General features: G+C 69.9%; 16 protein-coding genes. 6 read left to right on the top strand and 10 right to left on the bottom strand.

Annotated features, from left to right (window positions below):
- Positions 1-16 precede the first annotated feature (16 nt).
- Positions 17-463, top strand: coding sequence for a hypothetical protein (locus KUA19_RS42400; RefSeq protein ID WP_254548655.1), 447 nt, complete (start codon positions 17-19; stop codon positions 461-463).
- Here the strand turns inward: KUA19_RS42400 and KUA19_RS04305 are convergent.
- The 5 genes from KUA19_RS04305 to KUA19_RS04285 all read right to left on the bottom strand — a co-directional run bounded on the left by KUA19_RS04305 (position 436) and on the right by KUA19_RS04285 (position 3,564).
- Positions 436-906 (bottom strand): NUDIX domain-containing protein, encoded by a 471-nt coding sequence (locus tag KUA19_RS04305; RefSeq protein WP_217394796.1) that lies wholly within the window; start codon positions 904-906, stop codon positions 436-438. The two genes, KUA19_RS42400 and KUA19_RS04305, sit on opposite strands and share 28 nt — an antisense overlap.
- A 403-nt stretch (positions 907-1,309) precedes the next feature.
- A complete protein-coding gene (locus KUA19_RS04300) occupies positions 1,310-1,774 on the bottom strand; it encodes a GNAT family N-acetyltransferase (RefSeq protein ID WP_217394795.1) in 465 nt (154 codons plus the stop codon).
- 128 nt (positions 1,775-1,902) lie between these two features.
- Entirely contained in the window at positions 1,903-2,691 is a 789-nt protein-coding gene (locus KUA19_RS04295) for a sterol desaturase family protein (RefSeq protein ID WP_217394794.1), read from the bottom strand.
- 55 nt (positions 2,692-2,746) lie between these two features.
- Positions 2,747-2,974, bottom strand: a complete 228-nt coding sequence (locus KUA19_RS04290) for a hypothetical protein (protein ID WP_217394793.1) — start codon at positions 2,972-2,974, stop codon at positions 2,747-2,749.
- Positions 2,971-3,564, bottom strand: coding sequence for a hypothetical protein (locus tag KUA19_RS04285; RefSeq protein ID WP_217394792.1), 594 nt, complete (start codon positions 3,562-3,564; stop codon positions 2,971-2,973). The genes KUA19_RS04290 and KUA19_RS04285 overlap by 4 nt, the downstream gene beginning before the upstream one ends.
- A 519-nt stretch (positions 3,565-4,083) precedes the next feature.
- Here KUA19_RS04285 and KUA19_RS04280 point away from each other — a divergent pair.
- Complete coding sequence (locus KUA19_RS04280) at positions 4,084-6,609, top strand: IPT/TIG domain-containing protein (protein ID WP_217394791.1); 2,526 nt, start codon at positions 4,084-4,086, stop codon at positions 6,607-6,609.
- Positions 6,610-6,819: 210 nt separating this feature from the next.
- Here the strand turns inward: KUA19_RS04280 and KUA19_RS04275 are convergent, their stop codons facing one another.
- The 3 genes from KUA19_RS04275 to KUA19_RS04265 all read right to left on the bottom strand — a co-directional run bounded on the left by KUA19_RS04275 (position 6,820) and on the right by KUA19_RS04265 (position 12,444).
- The gene (locus KUA19_RS04275) at positions 6,820-9,465 is read right to left on the bottom strand and encodes a glycoside hydrolase family 2 protein (protein WP_217394790.1); all 2,646 of its coding nucleotides are present in this window, start codon (positions 9,463-9,465) and stop codon (positions 6,820-6,822) included.
- A gap of 62 nt (positions 9,466-9,527) precedes the next feature.
- Complete coding sequence (locus tag KUA19_RS04270) at positions 9,528-11,123, bottom strand: beta-N-acetylhexosaminidase (protein WP_217394789.1); 1,596 nt, start codon at positions 11,121-11,123, stop codon at positions 9,528-9,530.
- Positions 11,124-11,271: 148 nt separating this feature from the next.
- Positions 11,272-12,444 carry an ROK family transcriptional regulator gene (locus tag KUA19_RS04265; RefSeq protein ID WP_217394788.1) on the bottom strand — a complete coding sequence of 391 codons (1,173 nt, stop codon included), beginning with the start codon at positions 12,442-12,444 and terminating at the stop codon, positions 11,272-11,274.
- A 117-nt stretch (positions 12,445-12,561) separates the two neighbouring features.
- On the opposite strand from KUA19_RS04265, the gene KUA19_RS04260 reads away from it, so the two are divergent.
- The 3 genes from KUA19_RS04260 to KUA19_RS04250 are packed head-to-tail and all read left to right on the top strand — an operon-like array spanning position 12,562 to position 15,493.
- Positions 12,562-13,632 (top strand): sugar ABC transporter substrate-binding protein, encoded by a 1,071-nt coding sequence (locus KUA19_RS04260; RefSeq protein ID WP_254548654.1) that lies wholly within the window; start codon positions 12,562-12,564, stop codon positions 13,630-13,632.
- Positions 13,632-14,354 (top strand): ATP-binding cassette domain-containing protein, encoded by a 723-nt coding sequence (locus KUA19_RS04255; protein WP_217394786.1) that lies wholly within the window; start codon positions 13,632-13,634, stop codon positions 14,352-14,354. Before KUA19_RS04260 ends, KUA19_RS04255 begins: the two co-directional genes overlap by 1 nt.
- Positions 14,351-15,493 carry a sugar ABC transporter permease gene (locus KUA19_RS04250; protein WP_217394785.1) on the top strand — a complete coding sequence of 381 codons (1,143 nt, stop codon included), beginning with the start codon at positions 14,351-14,353 and terminating at the stop codon, positions 15,491-15,493. Before KUA19_RS04255 ends, KUA19_RS04250 begins: the two co-directional genes overlap by 4 nt.
- Positions 15,494-15,641: 148 nt before the next feature.
- On the opposite strand, the gene KUA19_RS04245 is transcribed toward KUA19_RS04250, so the two are convergent.
- Positions 15,642-16,616 (bottom strand): hypothetical protein, encoded by a 975-nt coding sequence (locus tag KUA19_RS04245; RefSeq protein WP_217395319.1) that lies wholly within the window; start codon positions 16,614-16,616, stop codon positions 15,642-15,644.
- Between the two features lie 132 nt (positions 16,617-16,748).
- A complete protein-coding gene (gene ggt / locus KUA19_RS04240) occupies positions 16,749-18,572 on the bottom strand; it encodes a gamma-glutamyltransferase (RefSeq protein WP_217394784.1) in 1,824 nt (607 codons plus the stop codon).
- Between the two features lie 161 nt (positions 18,573-18,733).
- Between ggt and KUA19_RS04235 the strand changes: the two genes are divergently transcribed.
- On the top strand, positions 18,734-19,432 hold the full coding sequence (locus tag KUA19_RS04235) for a hypothetical protein (protein ID WP_217394783.1): 699 nt from the start codon (positions 18,734-18,736) through the stop codon (positions 19,430-19,432).
- Positions 19,433-19,449 lie beyond the last annotated feature (17 nt).

The following is a 19,449-nucleotide window of genomic DNA, read 5'->3' as shown; positions in this document are numbered from 1 at the left end:
GCAGGCTGAAGCGGCGATGGACCGCTACCTGACCGCGTTCGAGACCGGTGCTCTCGACGCTGACACCTGCGGCAAGCGCGTACGCGACCTCAAGGTCCGCCTGGAGCGGCTGGAACACCGTCGCATCGATCTTGAGCACGCGCTGACGTCGGCACCCGGCAAGCCCAGCCAGAAGGCCATCGACCGGCTACGGCGAGACCTGGCCCACGTCTTCCGGCACGGCACGCCCGGCCAGCGCAAAGCGCTGATCGAGGCGAACGTCGCGGAGATCCAGTTCCAAGGAAACCGGCTGATCCCGGTCTTCAAAGTTCCAGAAGAAGCAACAGAGCCGGTCGAGGAATCGACCGGCTCTCCCGTTGCATCGGTTCGCGCAATGGAACCTGTGGTGCACCGTGGCCAACGGAATGCGAACCGGTTTCTGCCGGTCATGGGTGTTTATGGCTCCAGGCCGCACTCGGCGTAGATGCAGCGCTGCTGAGATTTCGCACGGAGGGCGAGCCGCAGTCGATTGACAAGGCGGGCGGGCAGGTAGTCGGCGAGATCGCTTGCGTCGACGAATTGTGCGTCGACGATCTCGCCATCAGCGAAGGTCATCGCAGATAAGTCCGCCTCGCTCAGTTCGCCGCCATCAAAGATGATCAGCATCTTGTCACCCTCATTCGGGGCAGGCGCCCAGTCGATGACAAGCGGCTGTGGCGCGACCGTCAGATCCTTTCCCAGTTCCTCGATGATCTCGCGGCGGCAGGCGGTGAGCGGCGCTTCGCCTTCGTGGACATAGCCGCCGGGGATTTCCCAACCCGGTTTGTAGCTCGGTTTGACCAGCAGCGGACGGCCCGCCGCATCGACGAAGAGCGCCCCTGCGGCTAGCCGCGGGGTGGCGAACGAGTTGGTCTGGGGCGCAGCCACCGGGTCAGTCTAGTAACTACTCGCTGAGCATATTCATGCGCTTGGTCAGCGCGATGAGTGTTGGGGTGGGCTTGCCTCGGCTACGGCGCAGCCATCCGGTAACGAGCTGGCGGCCGAGGAAGTGGTAGCGCACCTGCTCGGGTGCCAGTTGCTCAGCGTAGAGCAGCGTCGCTTGGGCTTCTTCGTTCCGGTTCCAGCGGCTACAGGCGCGAGCAACTTCAAGCGCATGGTGTCACCGGCGTCCAGCGGCAGGGCTGATGTGTCGATGCGTGGTCCCAGGTCCATGGCGACGTGGATGTCGCCGAGTTCCGCCGCTGTGGCCACCCGGTGTGTCCACCATGATCGCCAGGCTACCGTGTCGATCTTGCGCAGCTCACGCCGAGCGGCCCCGCCCGGCAGGCGGTCAGGGCGTCTCGTTGCGCAGCACGTATCGCACGAAACCGCTGTGGGCCGTGTAGCTGTCGTAGAGGGCGCGGGCGCGGTCGTTGTCCTGCTTGGTCTGCCAGTAGAGCGTGGCCCAACCGTTGGCCTTGACCTCCGCCCACAGCGCGTCGATGAGCCGCCGTCCCGCTCCTGCCGACCGGGCGGTCGGGTCGACGAAGAGATCCTGCAGGTAGCAGACGGGTGTCAGCGTGGACGTGCTCTCGTGGACCAGATAGTTCGCGATGCCCACGACACGCCGCCCGCCGGGCGCGTCGGAATCCTCGGCCACGATCGCGTGGACCGGCTCGGTCGGGTCGAGAATGCGCGCCCAGGTGTGCCTGGTGATCCCCTCCACCGGCTCACGCTCATAGAACCGCGTGTACGCGTCCCACAACTCCCGCCAGCGCGCCTCGTCGGCGGCCTCGACAGCCCGAATGATGATCACCCACCGAGCCTAACCTCGGTCGGACCATGCTGCAGTTTCGGGGAAACTGCTGGAAAATGCACGCCGATAGCTGCAGTTTCCCCGAAACTGCAGCAGCCCGAGCCCGGTCGTACCGGGTGGGGGGGCGGTCATGGGGTGGCGGGCGTGGCGAGAGGTGGCGGGGACGGCAGGGGCGAGTGGCCGTTGCGGCGGCAGCGGTCGTAGTCGTCGTCGAGCGTCCGGAAGAGCCGGTCCCAGATCGTCGTGTAGAAGCCGAGGTTGCGGGCCGGGTTCAGGTGGTGCATCGCGTGCATGGTCGGCGTCGCGACGATCGCGAACGGCCGTGAGGGCCGCCAGCGCAGCGGCAGCGGTTCCACCCCGAGGTGGCCGAAGATCCCGAACACCAGATTGATCACGGTATAGCCCACCAGCGCCCACACGCTCAGCGGCACGATCGACAGCATCACCAGCCACAGCGCCCCGAACCCGATCACCTCGCCGGGATGCAGCGCGAACAGGGTGATCGGCCGCGCGTCGACGAACCGGTGGTGCAGGCGGTGGCCCAGCGGGTACAGCCAACGCACGTGGGCCAGGGCGTGGCCGACGTACGAGGCGAAGTCCATGGCCAGCACCAGCAGCAGCAGGTCGACTGCGATCCGCCAGCTCACGTCGAGGTCGAACCGGATCACGCCGAGGGTCCACAGCTTCCAGCCGACCACCGTGACCGCGGTGTTGAGCAGGACAGCGCTCGCGGCCAGCCACCCCTGCAGGGGATCGATGCGGCCCGGATCGGGCAGCAGCCGGACCACCGTCCGCAGGCGTAGCACGGCCGTGCCGAGCCCGACGCCGACCACGAGGATCAGCGCGTTCTCGACGAGAGCGAGCAGGGCCGCGGCCCACATCGGCAGGTCTTTGACGTGCGCGGCGACCTCGTCCATGCGTGGAGGATACGAGCCACCGGTGCGCGCCGCCGCCCCGTGCGCAAGGCCGCCGTTACGGCTGCCGGGACAGGAACGGATCGGGTGGCAGTTGCGGGCGCAGGGGCGGCCGCACACCACTGTCGACGAGAACCACCTCAAGCCGGGCCTGCACTTGGCCGACCAGCCAACCGCCGTAGCCGCCCACGACGTAGCAGGCCATCAACAGCGCCGCCACGGCCGCCAGCTGGACGGCGAGTTTCCAGCCGCGCTGCCACTCCCACCAGTGCGAGATCATCTTCATAGTTGGGAGAGCACCTCCTGCCCAATCGCGAGGATTACCTTCGTCTTGTTTCTACCGGCGTAGTCGCCGTTCAGGCCGTACTCGATCCATACGAGGTAGGAGCCCTGTCTGATCGTCAGGACCCGGTCGCTGACCAGCAGTGCCTCATCGCCCAGCGGCACCGAGCGCATCGGGGCGAGCCACCCCCGCGACAGCCGCAGGTGCTCCTGCGGGCCCTTGCCGCCCGCGCGGCCCATCCGGATCACGCTGATCCACAGGTCGCCCGAGGCACCCCGCACCGTGCAGCCGGCGGCCAGGAAGCCGTTGTCGTCGCGACCGCCGGTGTCCTCGGCCGGACCCCGCTCGGGCAGCGCCACGTCCAGCAGTTCCGGTCGCAGCATGGGGCAGACGGCCTTCGGGCCGGGTTCCGGCGTGTAGGTGACCGTGTCCACCGCCCACAGGCCCCGGGCCAGGGCGACTGCGGCACAGAGGACGATCAGGGCCCTACGGCCGTTGCGCCGCCGGCGGGCGACGGACCCCGGGTGCTCGGCGAACGGGTCGTCGTCCTGACTTCGTACGTCTGTCGCCGCGGTACCTGGATCATGATGCACGCGAGCCAAGGTACCAACGGGCGCAACCCGCCCCGCCGAGGGCGGACCGGGGCATCCCGCGAGCACTGGGAGGAACGCGGGATGCCCCGGAGCCTGTGGTGGCCGGTGCCGCCTGCTCTGTATAGCGGCACGGCACCCACTGGTGTCACTGCCACGGGATCGCCGTCGACGCGGCCAGCACGTCGTATCCGCGTACCCGCGCGGGCTTGCCAGGTTCTGGGATCCTCTGGGGGCCATTTGTCGGGACTGGTGGCACCGACCGAGCCATTGCTCGCTGGACAATCAGTGCGGCTCAGGGACAGTCGGCCGGAATTGCGGACCGTTACGGCAACGATACGAAACGCACATGACTGTTAGCTTCGGGTGTCCATTTGACAACGCACAGTGATCTTCGTAGCTGACAGCTACGGGAAGCGCGGGTCAATCATGCAATCAGTGCACCTGACAGTGGTTCCTGGACGGACAGAGCGGCGATGGGGCGCAACGGGGCTGACCAGGCTCCTGATCTCTACGGTCGCTATGGTCGTCGGCATCGTCACGGGCGTGCTCGTCACCGGTTCGCCGGCATTCGCCACCGAGGTGGCGACCGTGCACGGAACAGTGACGTTCGCGGGGAACCCGGTCGTCGCGGCTGAAGTCGCGGTGTACCCGGTCGGCGCGACCGCAGGAGCTGTCGCGAACGGCTCCACCGACCAGGACGGCCGGTACTCGATCAGCGTCCCCTTGGGCACCTGGGACATCGTGTTCACGCCAGCTGAACCGTTGACACCGGTGACCAAAACGAACGTGGTGATCACCGGCGACCACCCGCTCGACGTCGCCCTCATCCAAGCCGGCGTCAGCGATGTGTCGGGCCGGTTGGTCGATCACCTGGGCACCCCCATCCCCGGACTCAACTTCCAGGTCTACGGCGACACCGGCGGCTACGGCGTCACCACCGACGCCGACGGCAGATTCACCCTCACCGCCCGCAACGGCGCCTACGCACTGTCGATCTACAACTACTACAACTACCGCCCCAACATCGACATCCCCTACTACTTCGGACTCAACACCGCCCCCAACACCTTCGTCATCGACGGAGACATCAACCTCGGCAACATCGCACTACCCAAACCCGTCCACGTCACCATCGGAGTACTCGACCCCGACAACCTCCCCGTCCCCAACACCGACGTCTACCTCAACGGCGAATTCCACATCCAACCCGGCTTCGCAACCATCCTCGGCATCCCCATCACCTCCGGCCTCGGCTCCGCAACCGGCAGACGCACAGGCACCGACGGCTCCTCCACCTACCTCGTCACCTGGCCCGCAAACCCCGTACCCGTCACCGTGTCACCACCACCCGGCAACCACCTGCTCATCGCCACCACCCCACCCATCGACCTGTCCGCCGACACGGACCTACTCGTGGCATACCAGGCGAACGGTTCGGCCGTGACCCTGATCGGGCTCGGCGACCGCTACTCCACCGCGACATCCACTGAGCTGACGGTCGCCGCGCCAGGCGTGCTGGCGAACGATCACGCACCGAGCGGGACGATCCTGTCCGCGACCCTGTCGCAACCACCGGCACACGGCGCACTCACCTTCAACGCCGACGGCTCTTTCCGGTACGCGCCCGACAGCGGCTTCACCGGCACCGACCAGTTCACCTATCGGGCGGGCGCATCGGGCTACCAGACCGCGCCGGTCACGGTCACGATCCACGTCACGCCACCCCCGGCGCCGACGATCACCGCAGTCGCTCCGGATCATGGCCCGGTCGCCGGCGGCACCACCGTCACCATCACCGGCAGCCACTTCGCCACAGCGACAGCGGTCGCCTTCGGCTCGACCGCCGCAACCACGTTCACGATTGTCGATGACACCACGATCACGGCCACGGCGCCGGCAGGTAGTGCCGGCGACGTCGACGTCCACGTCACCGGTCCTGGCGGCATCAGCGCACAGACCGACGCCGACCAGTACACCTACGACCCGCCTGCGCCGGCCGTGACCGCGATCAGCCCGGCGGGCGGCCCGGGCACCGGCGGCACCGTCGTGACGATCACCGGCACGAATCTCACGGGTGCCACCTCGGTCACCTTCGGTGGATCAGCGGCGACCCAGGTCACCGTCGTGAGCGATACGGTACTGACCGCGGCCGCACCACCAGGGACCGGGATCGTCCATGTCACCGTCACCACTCCGTCGGGCACCAGCGCCACCGGCAGCGCGGACCAGTTCACCTACCACACCGGCGCGGACCTGAGCACGACGCTCAACGCCTCAGCCAACCCGGTCGCGCTCGGAGACGCCTACACCGAAACCGTGGTCGTCACCAACCACGGCCCCAACGCCGCGACCCAGGCCACGACGTCGGTCGCCTTCACCGGACCGCCCGTGACCATCCTCGCCGCGACCAGCTCCCAGGGCACTTGCACGATCACCGAGGCCAGCGTCGACTGCAGCTTCGCATCGCTGCCCAATGGCGCCACAGCGACCGTGATCGTCACGGTCGAACCGGCCGCGGTCGGCACAGTCACCGCCAGCGCCACCACCGGCGCCCACGAACCCGATCCCGCACCCGCCAACACCAACGCCGTCGCAACGGTCACCGTCGACAACGCGCACGGCTGCACGATGATCGGCACCAGTGGCAGCGACACGATCAACGGCACCGGCGGCAAGGACGTGATCTGTGCCTTGGCCGGCAACGACCACGTCCACGGCGGTGGCGGCGACGATGTCATCTACGGCGGATCAGGCGCCGACGTCCTGGACGGCGACAACGGCAACGACACCATCTACGCAGGCGACGGCGGCAGCGCCCTGATGGGCGGCAACGGCGACGACATCCTCAACGGGGGCAGCGGCAACGACACCATCTACGGCGACAACGGCAACGACGTCATCAACGCAGGCGATGGCGCCGACACCGTCTATGGCGGAAATGGCAATGACACCATCGACGCAGGCGACGGCACCGACGCCACTGACGGCGGCAACGGTGCCGACACGTGCACCCACACCGAGCACCCGACCAGCTGTACCGGATAGAACCATCGGGTACCCGGCCACGGCGGCGCCCTGACCAGTGCTCACGCGCCGGTTCAGAGCCGCTCGTAGCCGCCGAGGGCTCCTCGCGAAGTTCGAACCGGGGCATCCCGCGAACACTGGGAAGAACGCGGAATGCCCCGGAGTAACAGGCCGGTGCCGTCGCAGCTGCTGCTGCAGCGAGGCGGCACCGGCCCGTGCCGGTCAGTTGCCCTACGGGATGGCCACCGAGGCGGTCGGCACGTTGTATCCGCGTATCCGCAGGTAGGGTGCCTGCCCGCCGAGGTCGGCCGTCTGGTAGCCGGCGGTGATCGTGGTCGACTCGCCCGGCCACAGCGTCACGTACCCGTCGGTGTAGGTCACCGGCAGCACCTCGTTGCCGCCGTTGCCTGCGGTGACCTCCGGGCGGACGAGGAAGGCCAGCGTCGACCCGGTGTTGGTCAGCGTGATCGTGACCGTCTCCTGCCCGCCCGCGACGCTGCGCGACACCGACCGGGTCACCCCGCTGTTGGACGGCAGCGAGTTCAGCCCGGTCAGGTTCGCGAATGTCTTGGTCGTGGTCGAGTACCAGTTGCTCTTGTTGCCCAGCGCGTCGGCGGTGGTCGAGTACCAGTACACGTTGTTGCTGACCAGCGCCCCACCGCCGTCGCGCAGCTGCAGCCGGATGAGGTACGTCGTGGTCAGCCCGCTGACCGCCGGGATGGTCAGCACCGACGCCGAGGCGTTGGCGGCCGAGGTCACCGGGACGGAGGTGGTGTACTTCTGGGTCAGGTCGGGCACGTTGTAGACGGTCGCGGTGGCGGTCAGGCCGGTGCGCGCGGCCAGCGTCGAGTTGACCACGTACACGTTGCGGGTGAGGTAGTCGTAGGCGATGTGCACTGGTTCGGTGGCCTTCTTGGTGCCGAAGAAGCCGCCGCCGGGCTTGAGGAAGTAGTCGTACAGGTTCCAGTGCACCGCCGGCCAGGCGTTGTTGAGCATCCAGAAGATGGTGCCGAACGACTGGGTGTGCTGCCGTGCGCTCCAGGCCTCGAAGAACGCCCGGGTGTTCTCGTAGTTCTGCGCCTCCGACTTCTTCGAGTAGTCGGCGGCACTGGTCGCGGTGCCGTAGCGGCGGTCGAGGCCGTTGGAGTACATGCTGATGTTGTCGAAGACGCTGCCCGCCCGGCCCGCGTGGTAGTTGAACGCGGTGCCGATCGGCCACTGGTCGGCCGGGGCGAGGAACTTCTGCAGGCTCTCCAGCGGCGGCGGGGCCTCGGTGCCCTCCTCGCCAGTGGTGCCGAACGCCGAGCCCGCCTTGGTCGTGTCCCACCACAGCACCGGCGGCGCCCACTTGTAGGGGCCGTCCATCTTCATCCCGGCGTTGGCGTTGGACCAGGTCGCGACGTTGTCCAGGGTCGGGTTCTGCCAGTGCAGGGCGGTGGCGATGTTCTTGTACGCGGTCAGGTGCGCCGCCGTCGGCGGCTGGTCGCTGCCGTACGTCCACACGAACGGGCTGGCGTGCGCCCGCAGCGCGCGCAGCTGCGTGTCCAGCGACGCGTTGGCGACCTGCTGCTGCTCGGCGGTCCAGGTGCTGTCGTTCTCCCAGGCGCTGCAGCACACGAACCCGGGCATCAGCATGACCCCGGCCTGGTCGGCCAGGTCGTACAGCTCCTCGTTGCCGAGGGTGCCCTCCAGCCGGATCGTGTTGAGACCCATGTTCTTGACGTAGTTCACGTGCGCGGCGTTGGTCTTGGTGTCCCACCGCTGGAGCAGGTCCCACACGTAGCCGCCGCCCCGGAACAGGATGTTCTGCCCGTTGACCTTGTATCCGGCGAAGGAGGTGCCGTTGACGGTGGTCCGGTAGTCGGTGAACTGCCGCACCCCGAACTTGATCGCCTTGCTGTCGGAGGAGGCGCCGCCGACGGTCGCGGACACGGACAGGTCGTAGAGCTCCGGCGAGCCGAACTGGTACGGCCACCACAGCGCCGGGCTGGTCAGGTGCAGCTGCGGGTAGGCCGCCGGGGTGAAGGCGACCTCGCGCCGCTCGTTGGGGTTGAGCGTGACGTTCTGGCTGACCGTCACGGTCGGGTACCCCGGCTTGCTGATCGTCGCGCCGACCGTGGTGGTGACGGCGCTGCCGGTGGCGTTGAGCGCGTCGACGTACACGGTGAGGTCGGCGGCGTTGGTGGCGGGCAGCGGCAGCACGGTCTTGACGTACGGATCGCGCAGCGCCACTGCGCCGGTGGTGTCCAGCAGCGACTTCCCCCAGATCCCGGCGTTCATGTCAGGGGCTTCGGGGTTCCAGTCGACGGTGCAGACCGACAGGTCGGCGCAGCCGTGCGCCGGGGGCGTGACCCGGATCGCGAGCGCGTTGAGACCACCCGGGTTGATCAGGCCGGAGACGTTGTACTCGTGCGCGGCGAAGGTGCCGACGGCGTTGGCGTCGAGCTGGGTGCCGTTGAGCCAGATCTGCGCCCGGTAGCTGATGCCCTTGAACCGCAGCCAGTACACCTGACCTGGGCTGCTCGCGGCTGCGGTGAACTGGCCGCGGAACCACCAGTTCTGGGTGGTCAGGTCGGGCACCGACTGCAGGTTCGTGCCGAAGTAGATGTTCTGGTAGACGTTGTTGGCCACCAGCCCGGCCAGCACCGTCGAGGGTAGCGTGACCGGGTTCCAGCCGCTGGTGCCGTATCCGACCTGCGAGATCGTGGCGCCGGTGTCGGCCAGGCCGGTGGCCGAGCGCATCGCCCAGCCGCCGCCCAGCTCGGTCGAGGTGACGCTGGCGGCCTGCGCCTGCTGCGCGCCGGTGACTCCGACGGCGACGACCATCGCCAGCGTCGTCAGCACCGAGCCGAGCAAGCGGCGTCGTGATCGGAACATGGATAGCCTCCTCCTGCCGACCGGGTGGGTCAGCCTTGTGGAACGGGCGGGTGGTGCGGGGTTCAGGAGCCGGTGGGCCAGCTCACCTGGGTGGATTGGTAGTAGGCGATGCCCATGACGCGCCAGCGGGGGCCCTGCGCGCCCAATCGCGTCTTGAACGCGGTCAGGTTGTGCGTGCTGTACGGCGACCAGCCCAACTCCGCGATCGCGGGCAGGCGCGGGAACGCCATGTAGTCGATGTCGGCGGTGGTGCGGATGGTCTCGGTCCACAGCGGCGCCTCGACGCCCAGCACCGACGACTCGCCGACGCCGCTCAGGTAGGCGCCGGGGTTCCAGTCGTAGGCCTTGTCGACGTCGATGAGCCCGGCCCACTTCTGCCCGAGCCGGGTGTTGTTCTTGTACTTCATGTCCAGATAGGTGCGGTTGGCCGGGGACATGAGCACCTTGGTGCCGTTGGCGGCGGCGGCCGCCACGGCCGCATCGCTGGTGCCGGTGCCCCAGAACTGGGCGACCCGCGACGGCTGCGGGCTGGCGTGCACGACGTCGTGCCAGCCGAGCACGGTCTTGCCGTGCGCGGCGACGATCTGCTGCACCCGGTCGACGAACGTCGTGTAGTCGGCAGCCGTGGTGGAACTGGCCTCGTCGCCGCCGATGTGCAGGTACGGCCCGGGGGTCAGCGCGGCCAGCTCACCGATCACCTGGTCGATGAAGGTGTAGGTCAACTGCAGCGGCACGCACAGCGAGCTGAATCCCACGCTGGTGCCGGTGTACAGCGCGGGCGCGACCCCGTTGCAGTTGAGCTGGGCGTACGAGGCGAGCGCGGCGTTGGTGTGCCCCGGCATGTCGATCTCGGGGACGATCGTGATGTAGCGCGAGGCGGCGTAGGCGACCAGCGCGGTGTAGTCGGCCTGGGTGTAGTAGCCGCCCGGGTCGCCGCCGACCGCCGTGGAGCCGCCGTAGACGGCCAGGTTGGGCCAGCTGTTGATCGCGATGCGCCAGCCCTGGTCGTCCGACAGGTGCAGGTGCAGGTAGTTCACCTTGTACAGGGCGAGCTGGTCGAGGTAGCGGCGCACCGCCGCGGGCGCGAAGAAGTGGCGGGCCACGTCGAGCATCGCGCCCCGGTAGGCGAAGCGCGGATAGTCGACCACCTGCGCGCCGCCGACCTGCCACGGCCCGGCCTGCACCGTGGCCGCCTCGACGGCGGGCGGCAGCAGCTGGCGCAGCGTCTGCACTCCGGCGAACAGGCCCGCGGGCTGGTTGGCGCGTACGGTGATCGCGGTCGTGGTGACGTCGAGCTGGTAGCCCTGCGTTCCGACGGCGGCGGGGGCGCCGGTGAGCAGCAGCGCGATGCCGGTCGGGGAGCCGTTGGGGGCGGGGGCGACCGGGAGGGCGTACCCGGTCGACGGGCGCAGGATGCCCGCGAGGTAGCCGCCGATGTCGGCGGCGGCGGTCGAGCCGGGCTCGGTGTAGATCGAGGTGGCGGCGGTGATGGTGTAGGTGACCCCGGCGGTCGGCACGGCGGTGACGGGAGCCGGGACGACCGAGGTCAGCGGCACGGGCGCGGCCTGCGCCGCCGGGGCGGCCGTGAACGTGGCGACGCCGGTGGCGACGGCCAGGGTGAGTGCGGACAGCGTACGGCGAACACCAGGACCGGTCATGGTTCGTCCTCCGGGAACGCACCAGGGTGCCGCCGGAGTCGCCTCCATCGGCACGCAACGATATTGACGTATGTCCCAGTGTCGCAAGGATAGTGAGCCGACGATTGTTTGGCAATCTAACTGACCATCATTCCGCGATGGACTGCCGTCAGCGCGCCGCGAAGACCGCGTTCCAGGCCCGGTCGGCGGCCCGCGCCACCGCGCCGCTGAGCACGCCGCCCTCGTTCAGCGCGCTGGCCAGCACCACCGGCCGCAACGGGCCGAGTTCGGCGATACGCTGCGAGATCGCGTCTCGCAGCAGCTCGACGTTGCGGCCCACCCCACCGCCGAGCACCACGATCTCGGGGTCGAGCACCGCGGCGACCGCCACCACCAGCCCGCCGATGCGGCGCCCCTCCGCCTCCACCAGCGTCCGCGCCGCGGCATCGCCCTGCTCCGCCGCCGCGAACACCTCCTTCGCGGTGGCGTACGGCAGCCCCGCCGCCTGCGCCGCGCGGGCGATCCCCGGCGCGGCGACCACGGCCTCGGTCGGGCCGTGCTCACGCTCCTCGGAGCCGCCGGGCGCATCCGCCGCGGGCAGGTAGGACACCTCCCCCGCGGCACCGCGCGCACCTGTGTAGAGCTGGCCGTTGATGACGATGCCCATGCCGACGCCGGTGCCGATGGAGACCAGCACGAAGTGCTCCTTGCCGCGGCCGTGTCCGTACGCGTGCTCGCCGACGGCGGCCAGGTTCACGTCGTTCTCCACTACCAGCTCCAGGCCGAGCGAGCGGTGCAGCCGGTCGACCAGGCCGGGTTCGCTCCAGCCGGGCAGGTTCGGGGCGAAGTCGACCCGTCCCGTTCGCGGGTCGAACACCCCGGGGCTGCCCAGCACGCCGCAGGCCAGCGAGGACCAGGGCACCCCGGCCTCGCCGGCGACCTGGTGCGCCAGCGACCTGGTGCGGCGCACCACCGCCACCGCCGTCTCGGCGGTGTTGCGCGCGTCCCGGCGGGCCAACATCTCGCCGCGCAGGTCCGCCACCGCGACCCTGATCCATTCCCGACCGATATCGACGCCTAGCACGTAGACGGCGCTCGCATTGAGATCGTAGAGCGCAGCCACCGGGCCGGGGCGGCCGGACACCTCGCCCACCAGCCGGGCCAGCCCCGCCTCCGCCAGGCCGGCCAGCGCCGCCGACACCGTGGGCTTGGACAGACCGGTGAGCCGGGCCAGCTCCACGCGCGAGGTTGGGCCGTTGGCGCGCAGGTGGTCCAGCAGCAGCCGCTCGTTCATCACGCGCAGCAGCCGCGTGTTTCCCGGCTGCTCGGTCCGATTCCGCATGGGACCGATCCTAAAGCCCAGGCTGGCCTACGCATCGATAGTAAGATACCTTTCTTATCGCTGCGCCACATCGTTCCTCCACTTCAGAGAGGGCACCTCACCATGCACAGAGGATGGTTGGCAGTTACCACCGCCGCCGCGCTCGCCGCGACGCTGAGCCTGTCGGCATGCGACAAGAACGAAACCACCGGCGACACCGGCGACGGCAAGAAGACCATCGCCCTGTTCCTGCCCGAGTCGAAGACCACCCGCTACGAAGCGTTCGACCGCCCGCTGTTCGAGGCCAAGACCAAGGCCCTGTGCGCGGACTGCGAGCTGCTCTACTTCAACGCCGACCAGGACGCCGCCAAACAGCAGCAGCAGGTCGAGGCGGCCCTCACCCAGGGCGCCGACGTGCTGGTGCTCGACGCGGTCGACGCCGCCGCGGTGGCGCCGCTGGTCAACCAGGCCAAGCAGAAGAAGGTGCCGGTCATCGCGTACGACCGGCTCATCTCCGGCATCGACTACGCCTACTACGTCTCGTTCAACAACGTGCGCGTCGGCGAGATGCAGGGCCAGGCGCTGCTCGACGCGCTCACCGCCAAGGGCAGCCTCGGCAAGGGCCAGGTCGTGTTCATCAACGGCTCCCCCACCGACCCCAGCTCGGCCGACTACAAGAAGGGCGCGCACAGCGTCCTGGACGGCAAGGTCACCGTCGGCCGCGAGTTCGACACCCCGGACTGGAGCCCCGACAAGGCCCAGCAGCAGATGGAGCAGGCCATCACGGCCCTGGGCCGCGACAACGTCGTTGGGGTGCTGTCGGCCAACGACGGCATGGCCGGGGGCGCCATCGCCGCCATGAAGCGCGCCGGGTTCGCCGCCCTGCCGCCGATCACCGGCCAGGACGCCGAGCTCGCCGCGGTGCAGCGCATCCTCACCGGCGAGCAGTACATGACCATCTACCTCGACATCCGCGCCGAGGCCGAGAAGTCGGCCGAGCTGGCCGTGGCCCTGGCCAAGGGCGAGCAGCCGTCGGCACCGGCCACGGTGGACAACGGCACCGCGAAGATCCCGTCGTTCCTGCTGGACCCGATCGCGGTCACCGCCGACAAGATCAAGGACACCATCGTCAAGGACGGTTTCTACAAGGCCGCCGACATCTGCACCGGCGAGGTCGCCGCGGCCTGCACCAAGCAGGGCATCTCGTAGTGGTCCTGCAGGCACGCGACATCAGCAAGCGCTACGGCGCGGTCCAGGCGCTGCATGGGGTACGCCTGGACCTCGCCGCGGGCGAGGTCACCGCCCTGGTCGGCGACAACGGCGCCGGCAAGTCCACGCTGATCAAGGTGATCGCCGGGGTGATCAGCCCCGACACCGGGCGCATCGCGTTCGACGGCCGCGACGTACGCATCCACCGCCCGCACGACGCCCAGGCGCTCGGCATCGCCACCGTCTACCAGGACCTCGCCCTGTGCGAGAACCTCGACGTGGTCGCCAACCTGTTCCTCGGCGCCGAGCAGCACCACGGCGGGCTGATGCGACACATCGCCATGGAGCGCACCGCCCGCGACCTGCTCGGCTCGCTGGACGTACGCATCCCCGACATCGGTCAGCCCGTGGCGGCCCTGTCCGGTGGGCAGCGCCAGTCGGTGGCCATCGCCCGCGCCCTGCTCGGCGCGCCGAAGGTGGTCATCCTCGACGAGCCCACCGCCGCCCTCGGCGTCGAGCAGACTGCGCAGGTCCTCGCCCTGATCAAGCGGCTGCGCGAACGCGGCCTGGCGGTGCTGCTCATCTCGCACAACCTCGCCGACGTACGCGCCGTCAGCGACCGCGTCACCGTGCTGCGGCTCGGCCGCAACGCGGGCGAGTTCCGCACCGCCGAAGCCGACCAGGACACCATCGTCGCCGCCATCACGGGAGCACGCGCATGAAGCAGCGGATGGTCGTCGGCGCCGCGCCGGTCGTCGCGGGGCTCGCCGTCATCGCGACCGTATTCGGACTGCTCAACGAGCATTTCCTGGCGGCGGAGAACCTCACCAACCTGATGCTGCAACTCGCCGCGACGGGCACCATCTCGCTGGGCATCATCCTGGTGCTGCTGCTCGGCGAGATCGACCTGTCGGCCGGGTCGGTCAGCGGCCTGGCCGCGGTCGTGATGACCGTCCTGTCGGTACGCCACCATCTGCCCGTCGCCGCCGCGATCGCGCTCGCGCTGCTCACCGGGGCCGCCATCGGCACCCTGCACGGGGTGCTGTTCACCCGGCTGGGCATGCCGTCGTTCGTGGTCACCCTGGCCGGTCTGATCGGCTGGCAAGGTCTGCTGCTGTACCTGCTGGGCAGCGGCGGCACCATCAACCTGCCGTTCACCGGGTTCGTGGCGAAACTGAGCGACACCTGGCTGCCGCAGTGGGCCTCCTGGCTCGTGGCGGCCGGGGTCGTGCTGGTCTGGGGCGGGTCGGCGTTCGCGCAACGGCGGCTGCGGACCCGCGCGGAACTGCCCGTACCACCGCTGTGGCGTACGGCCGCGCCGATCGCCGCGGTCGGGGCGCTACTGGCCGCGGCCGTGGTCGTGCTCGGTGCCGACCGGGGCGTGCCGCTGCTGCTGCTCATCTTCGGCGCCCTGGTCGTGCTGCTGGACCTGGCGCTGCGGCACACCGTCGTCGGACGGCGGATCTTCGCGGTCGGCGGCAACGCCGAGGCGGCCCGCCGCGCGGGCATCAACGTCGACGCAGTCCGGGTGCTCGCGTTCGCGGGCTGCGGGACGCTCGCCGCGCTCGGCGGCATCCTGGCCGCCAGCCGCCTGGCGGCGGTGAACCAGAGCTCCGGCGGCAGCGACATCCTGCTGATGGCGATCGCCGCCGCGGTCATCGGCGGGGCGAGCCTGTTCGGCGGGCGCGGCCGCACCTACGCCGCGCTGCTGGGCATCCTGGTGATCCAGTCGATCACCAACGGGATGCTGCTGCTCAACGTCGACTCGTCGATCCGGTACATGGTGACCGCCGCGGTGCTGGCCGTCGCGGTCGCGATCGACTCGCTGGCGCGGAAGGCGGCCCCCGCGACCAGCCGATAGACCGGAGCGCCGGGGGAGATGGCGCTCCGGCATCCGCGGCCGCCATCGGGCCCGGGACACCACACGGCGTCCCGGGCCCGATCCGTCGTGTGGCCGCCGCCGCGATCCGCGTCAGCGACCGGCCTTCCCCGGTCCGCGAGTCAGCGCGTCAGAACGACGCTCGACTCCAGGAACGTCCCGCGATGACCGGTGGTCCCGACAGCTCCCGCTTGATGGAATGCCAGCCGGCGTGCCACTTGTGCGGGGGTTGCGCGAGTTCTTCGCACACCGCCCGTGCCAGCTCCTCCGGGCCGCGACCGCGCCAGGGCGTACCCATGAAGATCCGGTAGTCGTCGCCGAGCTGGAGCGCCACCTGGAACACCTCATGATCGCGGTAGTGGTTGGCGGCCCACGTGAGCCGGAGGCCGTGTTCGGCCAGCCGGCCGCGGTCGGCGTCGCGCAGGACGAGCCTCCCGGCGGTGCGCTCCGGGGTCTCCCAGGAGTGGTCCAGGGCCATCCGGGCGACTTCGGCGTCGTACGCGGCGGCGTCGAACGACACCCCTCGGCTCATCGGCACCTCGATCAGCCAGTCCCAGTGCACCGTATCGCCGTCGCGGATGATCGTGACATCAGTCGAACCACAGCCGTAGACGCCGCACTCGCAGCGGGCGATCGGCACTCGGCGAACCTCAGCGGTGGCGATCAGGCGGTTGGTGGGGACGAGCAGCTCATACGGGTCCATCCCGAGGCCCGCACCGGCCGCGGTGACCTCCACGTCATTGACATGGACCCGCACCTGGAACCCGCCACCTGCCTCGTCGCCCGCCGGCACCACCTCCAGCCGGAGAGCGTCGACTCCCGGTCGGCGGAGCACCCCGCCACCGGCCGCCACCGAGAAACCACCGGAGACGGTGCCCGGATAGGGAATGTCCAGCTCCTCGAGCGACCGGACCGTCAACACGTGCAGGTCGTACGACGAGTCCTTCGCCGAGGCACCGGCCAGCTCGCGCAGCGACGGCGAGTCGAGCCCGTCGACAAGCGCCTGGCACGCCGCGTCGATCACGGCCCGGAGCCCATGGCCGGTGTCGGTGTTCCAACGCGCGACGGCGTCGAACAGGCGCTGCTCGGCGGACACGCCGCTCATCTCACTCACACAGGGCATCTTCCCTGGCCAGTGCTTGATCGGCACCAGAATTTCGGAACGGTTCGCCCATCCCGAGCCGTCATGACGGACCGGGCCGGGGCACCAGACGGTGCCCCGGCCCGGTTTCACGCGTTACGGCGTCGGCCAGACCACTCCGGCAGCACCGCCGCCGCGCCGGGTCGGCTCGGCCGCCGCCACCAGGCGTCCGCCGCCGGCGAAGTCGATGCCGGTGGCGGCGCCGATCTCCGGGTTCGGCGCGAACACGTGCCCCAGCGCCTCGAGCCCCGGTTGCTCCGGCGCGAAGCCCGGCTCGGCCTGCACCGCGGCGGTGTTGCGCTGGGTGGCACGGGCAGCGGCGATCGCCTCCGGCAGGGTCATCCCCAGGTCGAGACGGTTGACCAGGATCTGCAGCACCGTCGTGATGATCGTCGAGCCGCCCGGCGTGCCGACCGCCAGGTACGGCTTGCCGTGCGACAGCACGATCGTCGGCGCCATCGAGCTGCGCGGCCGCTTGCCCGGCCCCGGCAGGTTCGGGTCGGGCGCGGTGCCCTGGGTGGGCGTGAAGTTGAAGTCGGTCATCTCGTTGTTGAGCAGGAAGCCCCGGCCCGGCACCACCATGGCGTTGCCCCCGGTCTGCTCGATGGTCAGCGTGTACACGACCACGTTGCCCCACCGGTCGGCCACGGTCAGGTTCGTCGTCGACTGGCCCTCGGTCGGCGACTGGCCCGGGGCGGCCGTCGCGCACCCGGTGTAGGACCCGTCCGGCTGACCCGGCGCGACCGGTTTGACCAGTGCGTGCGCCGGGTCGATCAGGCAGGCGCGCTCCTTGGCGAACCCGTCGGTCAGCAGCTCGTCCAGCAGCGGGCGCGGGGTGTAGTCGCCGACGTAGCGGTTGCGGTCGGCGAAGGCCAGCGCGCTGGCCTCCAGGTAGTGGTGCAGCGCCTGGGTGCGGGTCATCGTCGACAGGTCGGCGCCTTCGAGGATGTTCAGCGCCTCGCCGACGGCCTGGCCGCCGCTGGAGGGCGTGGCCATGCCGTACACGTCCAGGCCCCGGTAGCCGACGTGGGTCGGTTCCGGGGTGCGCACCCGGTAGGCGGCCAGGTCGGAGCGGGCCATGGTGCCGGGCCGGATCGGATACGGCCAGACCGTGCCGGGCGCGGTCACCACCGGCGGGTGCTGCACCGTGTCGACGAGGTCGGCACCGATCGCGCCCCGGTAGAAGGCGCCGGTGCCCTCGCGGCCGAGCTGCCGGTAGGTGCGGGCCAGGTCCTTGTTGCGGAACACGGAGCCGACCGCGGGCGGCTGCCCGTCCGGCAGATACAGCGCGCTCGTGGACGAGAACTGGCTGAACGCGGCCGTGTTGTCGCTGATCTGGGTACGGAACGTCGCGTCCACCAGGAAGCCGCGGTCGGCGACCTGCTCGGCCGGGCGCAGCGCCTGGGCCAGGCTGGTCGTGCCCCAGCTGCGCAGCGCCTGCTGCCAGGTGGCCAGGGTGCCCGGCACGCCCGCGGCGATACCGCTGACGCGGGCCTCCTGGAACTGGTACGGCAGGCCGGTGGCCGGGTCGACGAAGGCGTTCTCCTGCATGGTCATCGGGGCGGTCTCGCGGCCGTCGATGGTGTATACGCGCCGGTCGCGGGCGCTGTAGTAGACGAGGAAGCCGCCGCCGCCGATACCGGCCGAGAACGGCTCGGTGACGCCGAGGGTGGCCGCCGCGGCGACCGCCGCGTCGACCGCGTTGCCGCCGCGACGCAGCACGTCCAGGCCGACCCGGGTGGCGTCGGGGTCGACGGTGGCCACGGCGCCGCCGTAGCCCTCGGCGGTGGGCTGCCGGTCCGCGGCGATGGGCTCCCGGTCTGCGGCGAGCGGGTCGGCTTGTGCGGGAGCTGCGATGACGGTCGACATCAGTGCCGCCCCGGCCAGCGCGACCAGTGCACGGTGGTGCCTGAGTCTCATGACGTCCCTCCACTTAGGAAGTTTCCCGCCCACCGTATGCGCTAACGGGAACAGGCGCACCCCGCAGCACCCCATACTACCGTTTTGCCGATATTGCCGTCCTTGTCGACCACTTTCGCCGCTCGGCGGCACTGTCCCCCGGTTGTGCTTCAATGGCCGCCGTGACCGTCCATGATCTCGTGCAACAGCTGCCCCCGGCGGACACGCTGCTGCATCGCTGCCGAGCGTTCGCCCTGCTCGACGCGGTTTTCGACCAGCGGTACCGCAGGCACACCTTCGCCGCGGCGTGGGGGCCGCGCGGCGTCCCGCTGGCGGGCATGGACAACTACTCAGGTGACGAGTACACGATCGTCTTCGACCCCTCCGGCGTGCTGCTGCTCGGCTTCGACCATGAGAGCCCCGCGACACCCTGGCGCGACGACGACCACGAGCACTGGCCCGGTCTGCTGGACGGGGTGCCGGACCCGCTGACCGGATACCTCCGCGAGCCCGCGTTCCTGTTCGAGGACTTCCTCGACGTCACCGTGGTCGCCTGGCTGGAGACCGGTGACCGGACCTGGCGGCACGGACCGGTCGACTTCAGCGAACTGCTGGACGAGGACACCCCCGACCCGGACGGCTCGGCACACCTGTTCGGCCTGCTCGCCGACGGCAGCGCCACTGCTTACGTGGAGTTCGCCGCCGATTACTTCGGCAGGAACGTCGATGCGGTGGCCGTGGCGGCGGTCCTGGCCGGGCAGCCGTTGCGCCCGGAGATCGTGGCAGCCCTCGCACCAGAAGCCGACTTCGCGGCCGTGGCTGTCGATGCGCTCGCCATGGGCTATCCGCTCGCCCCGAGCGGGGACCGACAGCCGAGCTGACGCCCAGCCGAGCTGAC

The organism is Catellatospora tritici (genome assembly GCF_019083965.1).
GTDB lineage: Bacteria > Actinomycetota > Actinomycetes > Mycobacteriales > Micromonosporaceae > Catellatospora > Catellatospora tritici.
This window is presented reverse-complemented; position numbering and strand designations above follow the sequence as displayed.

Excerpts from the sequence above, each read along its gene's own strand:
- KUA19_RS04290 (WP_217394793.1), bottom strand. The coding sequence starts at position 2,974 with ATGAAGATGATCTCGCACTGGTGGGAGTGGCAGCGCGGCTGGAAACTC.
- KUA19_RS04265 (WP_217394788.1), bottom strand. The coding sequence starts at position 12,444 with ATGCGGAATCGGACCGAGCAGCCGGGAAACACGCGGCTGCTGCGCGTG.
- KUA19_RS04250 (WP_217394785.1), top strand. The coding sequence starts at position 14,351 with ATGAAGCAGCGGATGGTCGTCGGCGCCGCGCCGGTCGTCGCGGGGCTC.
- ggt (WP_217394784.1), bottom strand. The coding sequence starts at position 18,572 with ATGAGACTCAGGCACCACCGTGCACTGGTCGCGCTGGCCGGGGCGGCA.
- KUA19_RS04275 (WP_217394790.1), bottom strand. The coding sequence starts at position 9,465 with ATGTTCCGATCACGACGCCGCTTGCTCGGCTCGGTGCTGACGACGCTG.
- KUA19_RS42400 (WP_254548655.1), top strand. The coding sequence starts at position 17 with ATGGACCGCTACCTGACCGCGTTCGAGACCGGTGCTCTCGACGCTGAC.
- KUA19_RS04270 (WP_217394789.1), bottom strand. The coding sequence starts at position 11,123 with ATGACCGGTCCTGGTGTTCGCCGTACGCTGTCCGCACTCACCCTGGCC.
- KUA19_RS04245 (WP_217395319.1), bottom strand. The coding sequence starts at position 16,616 with ATGAGCGGCGTGTCCGCCGAGCAGCGCCTGTTCGACGCCGTCGCGCGT.
- KUA19_RS04280 (WP_217394791.1), top strand. The coding sequence starts at position 4,084 with ATGGTCGTCGGCATCGTCACGGGCGTGCTCGTCACCGGTTCGCCGGCA.
- KUA19_RS04295 (WP_217394794.1), bottom strand. The coding sequence starts at position 2,691 with ATGGACGAGGTCGCCGCGCACGTCAAAGACCTGCCGATGTGGGCCGCG.